The sequence below is a fragment of the Escherichia sp. HH26CH genome (assembly GCF_009820205.1).
GTDB lineage: Bacteria > Pseudomonadota > Gammaproteobacteria > Enterobacterales > Enterobacteriaceae > Escherichia > Escherichia coli_F.
This window is the reverse complement of sequence record NZ_VNXM01000032.1, coordinates 121938-133705: the sequence shown is the minus strand read 5'-3', so window position 1 is coordinate 133705 and position 11768 is coordinate 121938. Positions and strand designations below refer to the sequence as shown.

13 protein-coding genes and 1 other annotated feature (1 of these 14 only partly in view) are annotated in these 11768 nt (G+C 48.1%); of the genes, 9 read left to right on the top strand and 4 right to left on the bottom strand.

Going from position 1 to position 11768, the window contains the following annotated elements; all coding sequences use genetic code 11:
* Positions 1-48, bottom strand: a sequence feature (Trp leader region); it reaches 46 nt to the left of the window's first position.
* Positions 25-69 carry a trp operon leader peptide gene (gene trpL, locus FQ015_RS11200; RefSeq protein ID WP_001700591.1) on the bottom strand — a complete coding sequence of 15 codons (45 nt, stop codon included), beginning with the start codon at positions 67-69 and terminating at the stop codon, positions 25-27. (Overlaps the previous feature by 24 nt.)
* Before the next feature lie 136 nt (positions 70-205).
* Between trpL and rnm the strand changes: the two genes are divergently transcribed.
* The 5 genes from rnm (at position 206) to FQ015_RS11175 (ending at position 4190) form a co-directional block, all read left to right on the top strand.
* Positions 206-1087 carry an RNase RNM gene (gene rnm, locus FQ015_RS11195; RefSeq protein ID WP_002431520.1) on the top strand — a complete coding sequence of 294 codons (882 nt, stop codon included), beginning with the start codon at positions 206-208 and terminating at the stop codon, positions 1085-1087.
* Positions 1084-1704: an L-threonylcarbamoyladenylate synthase gene (locus FQ015_RS11190; protein WP_001353240.1), complete on the top strand. Its 621-nt coding sequence runs from the start codon at positions 1084-1086 to the stop codon at positions 1702-1704. Before rnm ends, FQ015_RS11190 begins: the two co-directional genes overlap by 4 nt.
* 100 nt (positions 1705-1804) lie before the next feature.
* A complete protein-coding gene (rluB, locus tag FQ015_RS11185) occupies positions 1805-2680 on the top strand; it encodes a 23S rRNA pseudouridine(2605) synthase RluB (RefSeq protein ID WP_001291206.1) in 876 nt (291 codons plus the stop codon).
* 169 nt (positions 2681-2849) lie between these two features.
* Complete coding sequence (locus FQ015_RS11180; protein ID WP_202385090.1) at positions 2850-3872, top strand: hypothetical protein; 1023 nt, start codon at positions 2850-2852, stop codon at positions 3870-3872.
* A 9-nt stretch (positions 3873-3881) separates the two neighbouring features.
* On the top strand, positions 3882-4190 hold the full coding sequence (locus FQ015_RS11175) for a hypothetical protein (RefSeq protein WP_001000715.1): 309 nt from the start codon (positions 3882-3884) through the stop codon (positions 4188-4190).
* Between the two features lie 56 nt (positions 4191-4246).
* Here the strand turns inward: FQ015_RS11175 and cobO are convergent, their stop codons facing one another.
* Together cobO and FQ015_RS11165 are read right to left on the bottom strand one after the other, a co-directional pair.
* A complete protein-coding gene (cobO, locus tag FQ015_RS11170; RefSeq protein ID WP_039020810.1) occupies positions 4247-4837 on the bottom strand; it encodes a cob(I)yrinic acid a,c-diamide adenosyltransferase in 591 nt (196 codons plus the stop codon).
* Entirely contained in the window at positions 4834-5592 is a 759-nt protein-coding gene (locus tag FQ015_RS11165; RefSeq protein ID WP_160524060.1) for a YciK family oxidoreductase, read from the bottom strand. Before FQ015_RS11165 ends, cobO begins: the two co-directional genes overlap by 4 nt.
* A 219-nt stretch (positions 5593-5811) precedes the next feature.
* Here FQ015_RS11165 and sohB point away from each other — a divergent pair, with 219 nt between their 5' ends.
* Entirely contained in the window at positions 5812-6861 is a 1050-nt protein-coding gene (gene sohB / locus FQ015_RS11160; RefSeq protein WP_160524059.1) for a protease SohB, read from the top strand.
* A gap of 35 nt (positions 6862-6896) precedes the next feature.
* Here the strand turns inward: sohB and FQ015_RS11155 are convergent, their stop codons facing one another.
* Positions 6897-7148, bottom strand: coding sequence for a YciN family protein (locus FQ015_RS11155; RefSeq protein WP_001031530.1), 252 nt, complete (start codon positions 7146-7148; stop codon positions 6897-6899).
* Positions 7149-7527: 379 nt separating this feature from the next.
* On the opposite strand from FQ015_RS11155, the gene topA reads away from it, so the two are divergent.
* The 3 genes from topA to FQ015_RS11140 all read left to right on the top strand — a co-directional run bounded on the left by topA (position 7528) and on the right by FQ015_RS11140 (position 11768).
* Positions 7528-10125 carry a type I DNA topoisomerase gene (gene topA / locus FQ015_RS11150; protein WP_039020811.1) on the top strand — a complete coding sequence of 866 codons (2598 nt, stop codon included), beginning with the start codon at positions 7528-7530 and terminating at the stop codon, positions 10123-10125.
* Positions 10126-10334: 209 nt separating this feature from the next.
* Positions 10335-11309 (top strand): HTH-type transcriptional regulator CysB, encoded by a 975-nt coding sequence (gene cysB / locus FQ015_RS11145; RefSeq protein ID WP_000776253.1) that lies wholly within the window; start codon positions 10335-10337, stop codon positions 11307-11309.
* 318 nt (positions 11310-11627) lie between these two features.
* The gene (locus tag FQ015_RS11140) at positions 11628-11768 is read left to right on the top strand and encodes a YmiA family putative membrane protein (RefSeq protein WP_001300896.1); all 141 of its coding nucleotides are present in this window, start codon (positions 11628-11630) and stop codon (positions 11766-11768) included.

The following is an 11768-nucleotide window of genomic DNA, read 5'->3' as shown; positions in this document are numbered from 1 at the left end:
CGCATGGTGAATACACTGCCCGTTTCAGGAAGTGCGCCACCAACCTTTCAGTACGAAAATCGCTTTCATTGTCGATACCCTTTTTACGTGAACTTGCGTACTAGTTAACTAGTTCGATGATTAATTGTCAACAGCTCATTTCAGAATATTTGCCAGAACCGTTATGATGTCGGCGCAAAAACATTATCCAAAATGGGAGTGCGCCTTGAGCGACACGAATTACGCAGTGATTTATGACCTGCACAGCCATACCACAGCTTCCGATGGCTGCCTGACGCCAGAAGCATTGGTGCACCGTGCAGTCGAGATGCGCGTCGGCACCCTGGCGATCACCGACCATGACACCACAGCGGCAATCGCGCCAGCAAGAGAAGAAATTTCACGTTCAGGACTGGCACTGAATCTTATTCCTGGCGTGGAAATATCCACCGTCTGGGAAAATCATGAAATTCATATTGTCGGGCTGAATATTGATATTACTCATCCGCTAATGTGTGAGTTCCTCGCGCAGCAGACAGAACGGCGCAATCAGCGGGCGAAGTTAATTGCTGAAAGACTGGAAAAAGCGCAAATACCTGGGGCGCTGGAAGGCGCGCAACGACTGGCGCAGGGCGGTGCGGTGACGCGCGGTCATTTTGCTCGTTTCTTGGTTGAATGTGGCAAAGCCAGTTCAATAGCGGATGTCTTTAAAAAATATCTGGCACGCGGGAAAACCGGATACGTTCCGCCACAGTGGTGTACAATAGAACAAGCTATTGATGTCATTCATCATTCTGGCGGTAAGGCGGTGCTAGCTCATCCTGGGCGGTACAATCTTAGTGCTAAATGGCTGAAAAGATTGGTTGCGCATTTTGCCGAACACCACGGCGACGCGATGGAAGTCGCGCAGTGCCAGCAATCGCCCAATGAACGCACCCAACTGGCGACGCTTGCTCGCCAGCATCATTTATGGGCATCACAAGGATCTGATTTTCATCAGCCATGCCCGTGGATCGAACTGGGTCGTAAACTCTGGCTGCCCGCAGGCGTTGAAGGCGTCTGGCAGCTATGGGAACAGCCGCAGAACACCACAGAGAGGGAATTATGAGCCAGTTTTTTTATATTCATCCTGATAACCCGCAGCAACGTCTGATCAACCAGGCGGTGGAGATCGTGCGTAAAGGGGGGGTGATTGTTTATCCAACTGATTCCGGCTATGCGCTCGGCTGTAAAATTGAAGATAAAAACGCCATGGAGCGTATTTGTCGTATTCGCCAGCTGCCGGACGGTCACAACTTTACCCTGATGTGTCGCGATCTTTCTGAACTCTCGACCTATTCATTTGTCGATAACGTTGCGTTTCGTTTGATGAAAAACAACACGCCGGGTAACTACACTTTCATCCTGAAGGGGACGAAGGAAGTGCCACGCCGTCTGTTGCAGGAAAAACGCAAAACCATCGGTATGCGTGTGCCTTCTAACCCGATTGCGCAGGCGTTGCTTGAAGCATTGGGCGAACCGATGCTTTCCACTTCGTTGATGCTACCAGGCAGCGAATTTACCGAGTCTGATCCGGAAGAAATTAAAGACCGTCTGGAAAAACAGGTGGATTTGATTATTCACGGCGGCTATCTCGGGCAGAAACCAACAACGGTTATTGATCTCACCGATGATACGCCAGTCGTATTGCGTGAAGGCGTAGGTGATGTGAAGCCTTTTTTATAAGTGCTTAACTCTGTATACTACGCGGCCTTAAAATGGCGCTCTACTGCGCCATTGATTCTCCTGTTCGACGCCTGGGAAGGCGACACCAAAAGGAAGCTCTATGAGCGAAAAGCTACAGAAAGTGCTGGCGCGTGCCGGCCACGGTTCTCGCCGTGAAATCGAATCTATTATTGAAGCCGGTCGTGTGAGTGTTGATGGCAAAATTGCTAAACTCGGCGATCGCGTTGAAATTACCCCTGGACTGAAAATCCGTATCGATGGTCACCTGATTTCGGTACGTGAGTCCGCTGAACAAATTTGTCGCGTTCTGGCCTATTACAAACCGGAAGGTGAGTTGTGTACCCGTAACGATCCGGAAGGGCGTCCAACGGTATTTGACCGTCTGCCAAAGCTGCGTGGCGCACGCTGGATTGCCGTAGGTCGTCTGGACGTTAACACCTGTGGTCTGCTGCTGTTCACCACCGACGGTGAACTGGCAAACCGTTTAATGCATCCAAGCCGTGAAGTTGAACGTGAATATGCCGTGCGTGTATTTGGTCAGGTTGACGACGCGAAACTGCGTGATTTGAGTCGTGGCGTGCAGCTGGAAGATGGTCCGGCAGCCTTTAAAACCATTAAGTTCAGCGGCGGCGAAGGGATCAACCAGTGGTACAACGTTACTTTGACCGAAGGCCGTAACCGTGAAGTACGTCGTCTTTGGGAAGCGGTTGGTGTGCAGGTGAGCCGTCTGATCCGCGTTCGTTACGGTGATATCCCACTGCCGAAAGGTCTGCCACGCGGTGGCTGGACTGAGTTGGATCTTGCCCAGACTAACTATCTGCGTGAGCTGGTGGAACTACCGCCAGAAACCAGCTCTAAAGTTGCTGTAGAAAAAGACCGTCGTCGTATGAAGGCGAATCAAATTCGTCGTGCGGTGAAACGTCACAGCCAGGTCAGCGGCGGTCGTCGTTCTGGTGGACGTAATAATAACGGTTAATTTAAGTTAAGTATTAAATAAAGGCCCTGCGGGGCCTTTTCTTCATTTGAAGCATGATAAATAGTCGCAGTATTTTAATTTAATTTCATACTTGCTTATGAATAATGCCAGGGAATAGCCACATTACTATTTAATTATCTGAGATAAACTCAACGTCAAGAGGTGGGTTATGATTAGATATAGTGGATTATTTCTATCGCTGTTAATGCTTTCAGGTTGTGCAACTGAAGCATTGAAAAATGAACAAGCTGAAACTGTTATTACTGCGGGTAACAAGGCGGTTGCGGCGAATGCAAGTTTCTTTAAACAATACTATGCTTCTCGTGAAAACTTTCTTGTTAATTTTTATGCGACTAATCCGGATTGTGCATTGCGACCTGATTATGAAACGATTATGGAAAATAATACTAATAAAGAGTCCTTATGTATGCAATCAGAGAAAGGGGACAAAACATCGTATAAAGACGTTACTAAAGTTCAATTGGCAACCACAGAAAAACAAAAGCTACTGGCTTCACTTGAGGTCGTTAACAGTATGAGCTCCTATGTGGAGTTGTTGACGGTGGATATGGATGTTGACGATAGTAAACAAATTATATTACTTAATCAGGCGCTCGATCATGCAAACAACGCCCAAAAACTACTTGGCCTTTCAGAAGGTGAAGAACTGACTAAGTCAGCTATAGCTGTTAAAGATTTAGTTCAATATTTCAATGGATTATATAAAGAGAAGGTTAAATCAGAAAATGTTGGTAAAACGGTAGGTAGTGACTGGCCACGACTTCAAAGAAATTTACAAGATTTACTCGATGATATAGCAACGAAACAGCAGCAAATGGATTGGAATAATTTTGCGAACATCAGCAATAATTTTTATTACTATAATAAGGCCCGAGCAAATACTAAAAACATAGAATTTAAAACATTAAAGAGTAGACAGGAATTTTTGAGTGCAGTAATTAATCTTAATGAAAGCAGATTGCGTTCATCTGATCCGGCGGCTCCAGCAATACAAGCTATTAATGCCTTCATGGATAAAGGAAATCATCTACAAGATTTATACTCTAATAAATCTCTTTCTAAAGCGGATTTAGAGCGTAGGAATGAGATCCTGCGTTCTCAAGTTATTAGTGGTCTACAGGCGTCAGAGGAGCTGGCAAAACTTCTTATTGCCAGCGGAGTTATGTTATAGGAGGTCATTATGAACGATGTGCAAAATCGACGAATACTGGCATTGCTCAATATGCTGTACTATGCCTTAGGAAACCGAACAACTTGCGATATATGTCACAAATATTTTATTCTGGTTTTGTCGGTAATGAATAATCTGACAATTAATTATGGCTCGCAAACGTCACCAGAACTGACTGGTATTAGTTATGAAGATGCTAATGATTTGATCACTGAATTAATACTGTTTATTGAAGACGTCAATGCGGATAATGACATGGAATATCCCGCACACTTGAATAAAATTCAAGCTCTTCTTAATTTTGCCGTGGCTAATTAAGCCATTCAGTATCTAAAATTAGCACCTCAAGAGGCGATCTTTTGAGGTGCTTTCCCTTAATAATCAATCCCGATTTGCGCCTTAACACCAGCATCAAACGCATGTTTGACGGGGCGTAATTCACTTACCGTATCCGCCAGTTCAAGAATATCCCGATGACAACCACGCCCCGTGATAATCACCGTCTGTTGATGTGGACGTTCATTTAACGCCTGCACCACTTCTTCCAGTGGCAAATAGTCATACGCCACCATATAAGTCAGCTCATCGAGCAAAACCATATCCAGTGAAGCATCTGCCAGCATTCGTTTGGCATGTTGCCAGACTTCACGGCAGGCCGCGGTATCAGATTCGCGGTTTTGCGTATCCCAGGTAAAGCCCGTTGCCATCACCTGAAATTCAACGCCGTGTGGTTCCAGCAGATTTCGTTCGCCATTAGGCCAGGTGCCTTTAATAAACTGCACGACGCCCACTTTTTTTCCGTGACCAACTGCGCGTGTTGCCGTACCAAATGCTGCGGTGGTTTTGCCTTTTCCATTGCCGGTAAAGACGATGATAATACCGCGTTCATCCTGGGCCTGGGCCACACGGGCATCCACTTTATCTTTTACACGCTGCTGACGCTGTTGGTAGCGTTCATCACTCATTGGGATATTCCTGGTTTACGGCCCGGTTGGGCGTCAAAGGTCATGCCGGTTTTACGGCGGCTGTCATCGCCCATCAGCCAGAGGTAGAGCGGCATGATATCAGCGGGTGTTTTAAGTTTCTGTGGATCTTCGGTCGGGAAGGCGCTTGCGCGCATTGCGGTGCGCGTACCACCTGGGTTAATGCAGTTGACGCGCAGGCGCTGCTGATATTCATCGGCCAGTACCTGCATCATCCCTTCGGTGGCAAATTTCGACGCTGCATAAGCGCCCCAGTTTGCACGCCCCTGACGTCCAACGCTTGATGAAGTAAAGACCAGTGAACCGGCGTCCGATTTGAGTAATAAAGGAAGCAGTGCCTGGGTGAGCATAAAGGTGGCATTAACGTTGACCTGCATGACGTCCTGCCAGACCTGCGGGTTTTGCTCGCTCATTGGGCAAACATCGCCGAGCAATCCGGCATTATGCAAAACACCATCCAGACGCGGATAATTAACGGCAATGCGCTGTGCCAGTTGTTGGCAATCTTCGGACGTGCAGGTCAGCAAATCGAGAATAAACCACTGTGGCTGACGCCCAGTTTCTTCGTTTATGTGGCTGACTACCTGACGTAATTTTTCTTCATTACGGCCCAACAGAATCACTGTCGCACCATAGCGTGCATACGTCATCGCGGCTTCACGACCAATACCATTGCTGGCTCCCGTCACCAGGATAATGCGATCATTGAGTAAATCTTGTTGTGGCTGGTAATGCATGGCTACTCCTCAACGACGTTGTCTGTCGCGCTGCCAGTGTACTTTAAGACTTTGGGGCTTTATGCCTGAAACAGAAGGGCATTTCAATCAGCCTGGGGCGATAACACCGCAAAATGGATACTTTGTCATACTTTCGCTGCAATAACATCTCTGCGAGACGACTTAACATGGCTGTTGTAAACTGTGAGCCAAAGCGTTGTGTAACCAAGGTGGGGACTCGTGGAATTGTTGTCTGAATATGGTTTGTTTTTGGCGAAAATCGTTACCGTTGTGCTAGCGATTGCGGCGATTGCCGCCATTATTGTCAATGTTGCTCAACGTAATAAACGCCAGCGTGGCGAGTTACGGGTCAACAATCTCAGCGAACAGTATAAGGAGATGAAAGAAGAACTGGCCGCGGCGCTGATGGACACTCATCAGCAAAAACAGTGGCATAAAGCGCAGAAGAAAAAGCACAAGCAAGAAGCGAAAGCCGCAAAAGCGAAAGCCAAACTGGGCGAGGTGGCAACTGACAGTAAACCTCGCGTCTGGGTGCTGGATTTTAAAGGCAGCATGGACGCCCATGAAGTGAACTCGCTACGTGAAGAGATAACGGCGGTACTCGCAGCATTTAAACCGCAGGATCAGGTTGTGCTACGTCTGGAAAGCCCTGGTGGCATGGTGCATGGTTACGGGCTGGCGGCTTCGCAGCTGCAGCGTCTGCGTGATAAAAACATTCCTTTAACTGTTACGGTAGACAAAGTTGCTGCCAGCGGCGGTTACATGATGGCCTGTGTGGCGGACAAAATTGTTTCCGCACCGTTTGCTATTGTGGGTTCCATTGGGGTGGTGGCGCAAATACCCAACTTTAACCGCTTCCTGAAAAGCAAAGATATTGATATCGAACTGCACACCGCCGGGCAGTATAAGCGCACGCTGACCTTGCTGGGTGAAAACACCGAAGAAGGGCGGGAGAAATTCCGCGAAGAGCTGAACGAAACGCATCAGTTATTTAAAGATTTTGTGAAGCGTATGCGTCCGTCTCTGGATATTGAACAGGTGGCAACGGGTGAACACTGGTACGGACAACAGGCGGTAGAGAAAGGCCTGGTTGATGAAATTAACACCAGTGATGAAGTTATTCTTAGCCTGATGGAAGGCCGTGAAGTGGTCAATGTACGCTATATGCAGCGTAAACGACTCATTGACCGATTCACCGGCAGCGCGACAGAGAGCGCCGATCGATTGTTGCTACGCTGGTGGCAGCGGGGGCAAAAGCCATTGATGTAAAAGACAAACGCGAGGGTAAGACCTCGCGTTTTGCTTTAATCAACCAGGTGATATTTTTCTGAAAGCACATGGGCCAGGTGTTTGAACATATTAAACACCGCGGTGCTTTTGGCTGTTGGCAATCCTTGTTCATCTAAAAAGTAGTCGCCGGTAAATACCAGCACGCCATTACGCTGCGTGACGCCGGTGGCTTCAATCCCTGCGAGCGTATCCTCATGCTCACGAATGATTTTATTGGCCTCTTTCAACAGCGTTTCGCGGTCGATGGGTTGTGTCTCTTTGTTCATTATTTACTCCTTAAACAAGGACATTAGTCTACGCCAGGCATGGCTTGCAGACAAATATACCACGCTGGTGGCAAGAGCGCCTTACTGGCAACTTTGGATTTTGCATGCTAATAAAGTTGCGTATCGGATTTTATCAGGTACAGTGTGACGCTTTCGTCAATCTGGCAATAGATTTGCTTGACATTCGACCAAAATTCCGTCGTGCTATAGCGCCTGTAGGCCAAGACCTGTTAACTCAGTCACCTGAATTTTCGTGAACAGAGTCACGACAAGGGGTTGATATCCGCAGAGAACGAGTCCATATCGGTAACTCGTTGCCAGTGGAAGGTTTATCAACGTGCGACGCATTCCTGGAAGAATCAAATTAGGTAAGGTGAATATGGGTAAAGCTCTTGTCATCGTTGAGTCCCCGGCAAAAGCCAAAACGATCAACAAGTATCTGGGTAGTGACTACGTGGTGAAATCCAGCGTCGGTCACATCCGCGATTTGCCGACCAGTGGCTCAGCTGCCAAAAAGAGTGCCGACTCTACCTCCACCAAGACGGCTAAAAAGCCTAAAAAGGATGAACGTGGCGCTCTCGTCAACCGTATGGGGGTTGACCCGTGGCACAATTGGGAGGCGCACTATGAAGTGCTGCCTGGTAAAGAGAAGGTCGTCTCTGAACTGAAACAACTGGCTGAAAAAGCAGACCACATCTATCTCGCAACCGACCTTGACCGCGAAGGGGAAGCCATTGCATGGCACCTGCGGGAAGTGATTGGTGGTGATGATGCGCGCTATAGCCGAGTGGTGTTTAACGAAATTACTAAAAACGCGATCCGCCAGGCATTTAACAAACCGGGTGAGCTGAATATTGATCGTGTTAATGCCCAGCAGGCGCGTCGCTTTATGGACCGCGTGGTGGGATATATGGTTTCGCCGCTGCTGTGGAAAAAGATCGCTCGTGGTCTGTCTGCAGGTCGTGTGCAGTCGGTGGCGGTCCGCCTGGTGGTCGAGCGTGAGCGTGAAATTAAAGCGTTCGTACCGGAAGAGTTCTGGGAAGTCGATGCCAGCACGACCACGCCATCTGGTGATGCGTTGGCGTTGCAGGTGACTCATCAGAACGACAAACCGTTCCGCCCGGTCAACAAAGAACAAACTCAGGCTGCGGTAAGTCTGCTGGAAAAAGCGCGCTACAGCGTGCTGGAACGTGAAGACAAACCGACAACCAGTAAACCTGGCGCTCCTTTTATTACCTCTACGCTGCAACAAGCTGCCAGCACCCGTCTTGGTTTTGGCGTGAAAAAAACCATGATGATGGCGCAGCGTTTGTATGAAGCAGGCTATATCACTTACATGCGTACCGACTCCACCAACCTGAGTCAGGACGCAGTAAATATGGTTCGCGGTTATATCAGCGATAATTTTGGTAAGAAATATCTGCCGGAAAGTCCGAATCAGTACGCCAGCAAAGAAAACTCACAGGAAGCGCACGAAGCGATTCGTCCTTCTGACGTCAATGTGATGGCGGAATCGCTGAAGGATATGGAAGCAGATGCGCAGAAACTGTACCAGTTAATCTGGCGTCAGTTCGTTGCCTGCCAGATGACCCCAGCGAAATATGACTCCACGACGCTGACCGTTGGTGCGGGCGATTTCCGCCTGAAAGCACGCGGTCGTATTTTGCGCTTTGATGGCTGGACGAAAGTGATGCCTGCACTGCGTAAAGGCGATGAAGATCGTATCTTACCGGCAGTCGATAAAGGCGATGCTCTGACGCTCGTTGAACTGACACCAGCCCAGCACTTTACCAAGCCGCCAGCCCGTTTCAGTGAAGCATCGCTGGTTAAAGAGCTGGAAAAACGCGGTATCGGTCGTCCGTCTACCTACGCGTCGATCATTTCGACCATTCAGGATCGTGGCTATGTGCGAGTAGAAAATCGTCGTTTCTATGCGGAAAAAATGGGCGAAATCGTCACCGATCGCCTGGAAGAGAATTTCCGTGAGTTAATGAACTACGACTTCACCGCACAGATGGAAAACAGCCTCGACCAGGTGGCAAATCACGAAGCAGAGTGGAAAGCTGTACTGGATCACTTCTTCTCGGATTTCACCCAGCAGTTAGATAAAGCTGAAAAAGATCCCGAAGAGGGGGGTATGCGCCCGAACCAGATGGTTCTGACCAGCATCGACTGCCCGACCTGTGGTCGCAAAATGGGTATTCGCACAGCGAGCACCGGGGTATTCCTTGGCTGTTCCGGCTACGCTCTGCCACCGAAAGAGCGTTGCAAAACCACCATCAACCTGGTGCCGGAAAACGAAGTGCTGAACGTGCTGGAAGGTGAAGACGCTGAAACCAACGCGCTGCGCGCAAAACGTCGTTGCCCGAAATGCGGCACGGCGATGGACAGCTATCTCATCGATCCGAAACGTAAGTTGCATGTCTGTGGTAATAACCCAACCTGCGACGGTTACGAGATCGAAGAGGGCGAATTCCGCATTAAAGGTTATGACGGCCCGATAGTTGAGTGTGAAAAATGTGGATCTGAAATGCACCTGAAAATGGGGCGTTTCGGTAAATACATGGCCTGCACTAACGAAGAGTGTAAAAACACACGTAAGATTTTACGTAACGGCGAAGTGGCACCACCGAAGGAAGATCCGGTGCCATTACCGGAGCTGCCGTGCGAAAAATCAGATGCTCATTTCGTGCTGCGTGACGGTGCTGCCGGTGTGTTCCTGGCGGCCAATACCTTCCCGAAATCGCGTGAAACACGTGCGCCACTGGTGGAAGAGCTTTATCGCTTCCGCGACCGTCTGCCGGAAAAACTGCGTTATCTGGCCGATGCGCCACAGCAGGATCCGGAAGGTAATAAGACCATGGTTCGCTTTAGCCGTAAAACCAAACAGCAATATGTCTCTTCGGAAAAAGACGGAAAGGCGACTGGCTGGTCAGCATTTTATGTTGATGGCAAATGGGTTGAAGGGAAAAAATAACCTTTAATTCTGTCAGGTTATTATAAACAAAGGGTCGCGAAAGCGGCCCTTTTTTATTGCATATTATTTTTTCTTCACACCTATACACTAAGGCTATAAATGATATAGTGGTTATAGTTAGCACCTTTTTTATTATTAAATCGTATTAGTCACCCGCCAGGTGTGACGAAAAAACGATGTTCTGATGGCGTCTAAGTGGATGGTTTAACATGAAATTACAACAACTTCGCTATATTGTTGAGGTGGTCAATCATAACCTGAATGTCTCATCAACGGCGGAAGGACTTTACACATCACAACCCGGGATCAGTAAACAAGTCAGAATGCTGGAAGACGAGCTAGGCATTCAAATTTTTTCCCGAAGCGGCAAGCACCTGACGCAGGTAACGCCAGCAGGACAAGAAATAATTCGTATCGCTCGTGAAGTCCTGTCGAAAGTCGATGCCATAAAATCGGTCGCCGGAGAGCACACCTGGCCGGATAAAGGCTCGCTGTATATCGCCACCACGCATACCCAGGCACGCTATGCGTTACCAAACGTCATCAAAGGCTTTATTGAGCGTTATCCTCGCGTTTCTTTGCATATGCACCAGGGCTCGCCGACACAAATTGCTGATGCTGTCTCTAAAGGCAATGCCGATTTCGCTATCGCCACAGAAGCGCTGCATCTGTATGAAGATTTAGTGATGTTACCGTGCTACCACTGGAACCGGGCTATTGTGGTAACCCCGGATCATCCTCTGGCAGGCAAAAAAGCCATTACCATTGAAGAACTGGCGCAATATCCGTTGGTGACATATACCTTCGGCTTTACCGGACGCTCAGAACTGGATACTGCCTTTAACCGCGCAGGGTTAACGCCGCGTATCGTCTTCACGGCAACGGATGCTGACGTCATTAAAACTTACGTCCGGTTAGGGTTGGGGGTAGGGGTTATTGCCAGCATGGCGGTGGATCCGGTCGCCGATCCCGACCTGGTGCGCGTTGATGCTCACGATATCTTCAGCCACAGTACAACCAAAATTGGTTTTCGCCGTAGTACTTTTTTGCGCAGTTATATGTATGATTTCATTCAGCGTTTTGCACCGCATTTAACGCGTGATGTCGTTGATGCGGCTGTCGCATTGCGCTCTAATGAAGAAATTGAGGTCATGTTTAAAGATATAAAACTGCCGGAAAAATAATTTCTTGCGTTATTTTCGGCACCTTTTATGTAGCGAAGGTGCCGGAATATATTCTCTTTTGTTGCTTATTTGTATACCGTGCACAATATTTTTATCCCTCATATTTATAGGGTAAATTACCTGTAAAGTAGTGTCTAATTACCCGCCTCGCAAACTCCAGTTTTCAAATATCTATTTCAGGTCAAAAGATTGAATTATTCACTGGAGACGATTCGTAAATTCGCTGGATTTTTGACTAAAGTTTCTTTAGGATTTGTCTCATCGTATGATTAATTACACCAATCGTTCAACGTCTTGCTGATAAGTGATGGCGATTATATGAGGTTAGCAATGCCTTCTGGAAATCAGGAACCCCGCCGGGACCCTGAATTAAAACGCAAAGCCTGGCTGGCGGTATTTCTTGGTTCTGCACTTTTCTGGGTGGTTGTCGCCCTGCTGATTTGGAAAGTGTGGGGATAA

What these genes read in the sequence shown, in the direction of transcription:
- FQ015_RS11190 (WP_001353240.1), top strand. Translation starts at nt 1,084, where the DNA reads ATGAGCCAGTTTTTTTATATTCATCCTGATAACCCGCAGCAACGTCTG.
- rluB (WP_001291206.1), top strand. Translation starts at nt 1,805, where the DNA reads ATGAGCGAAAAGCTACAGAAAGTGCTGGCGCGTGCCGGCCACGGTTCT.
- FQ015_RS11180 (WP_202385090.1), top strand. Translation starts at nt 2,850, where the DNA reads ATGATTAGATATAGTGGATTATTTCTATCGCTGTTAATGCTTTCAGGT.
- FQ015_RS11175 (WP_001000715.1), top strand. Translation starts at nt 3,882, where the DNA reads ATGAACGATGTGCAAAATCGACGAATACTGGCATTGCTCAATATGCTG.
- cobO (WP_039020810.1), bottom strand. Translation starts at nt 4,837, where the DNA reads ATGAGTGATGAACGCTACCAACAGCGTCAGCAGCGTGTAAAAGATAAA.
- FQ015_RS11165 (WP_160524060.1), bottom strand. Translation starts at nt 5,592, where the DNA reads ATGCATTACCAGCCACAACAAGATTTACTCAATGATCGCATTATCCTG.
- FQ015_RS11155 (WP_001031530.1), bottom strand. Translation starts at nt 7,148, where the DNA reads ATGAACAAAGAGACACAACCCATCGACCGCGAAACGCTGTTGAAAGAG.
- topA (WP_039020811.1), top strand. Translation starts at nt 7,528, where the DNA reads ATGGGTAAAGCTCTTGTCATCGTTGAGTCCCCGGCAAAAGCCAAAACG.
- cysB (WP_000776253.1), top strand. Translation starts at nt 10,335, where the DNA reads ATGAAATTACAACAACTTCGCTATATTGTTGAGGTGGTCAATCATAAC.
- FQ015_RS11140 (WP_001300896.1), top strand. Translation starts at nt 11,628, where the DNA reads ATGAGGTTAGCAATGCCTTCTGGAAATCAGGAACCCCGCCGGGACCCT.